The sequence below is a fragment of the Streptomyces sp. SID3343 genome, assembly GCF_009865215.1.
Lineage (GTDB): Bacteria > Actinomycetota > Actinomycetes > Streptomycetales > Streptomycetaceae > Embleya.
On sequence record NZ_WWJX01000408.1, the window covers coordinates 1 to 482 of the forward strand.

General features: G+C 78.6%; 1 pseudogene. It reads left to right on the forward strand.

Annotated elements, in window-relative coordinates:
- Nucleotides 1-19: 19 nt before the first annotated feature.
- Nucleotides 20-482: pseudogene (locus GT354_RS13405) on the forward strand (hypothetical protein); the annotation flags it as partial.

A 482-nucleotide genomic window follows, 5' to 3' on the forward strand; every position in this document is an offset into this window, starting at 1 on the left:
GCGGGGCGCGGAGGGCCTCGTGCCGCCGCGGCCGAGCCACCCGGCCCCGTTGGTCGCCGGCAGTGCCTTCGTGCCGGGCCGCTACCGGCCCTACGACACTCCCGTGGACGGGGTGGCGGATGTTTTGCCCACCCAGGCGTTCGAGGCCACCCAGGCGCAGAGCGCGGACTCGGCGCCCGTCCAGGCGTTCGAGGCCACCGAGGCGCAGAGTGTGGGCTCCGCGCCCACCCAGGCGTTCGAGGCCACCGAGGCGCAGACCGCGGCCTCGACACCGGTGAGCGGGACCGCGTCCGCGGCGTCCACCACCACGCCCGCGCCAGTGCCCGGGACGGGGGCGAGCCTGCCCAGCATCCCGCCGCCGCCGACCGCGTCCGACCTGCCGGTCGCGGCCGGATCCTCGGCGGCCGAGGTGCTGGAGGCGACGGTGCCCGACCTGCTCCCGCCGCCGCCGCGGGTGCCGGCCACGCAGACGGCGCTGCCCA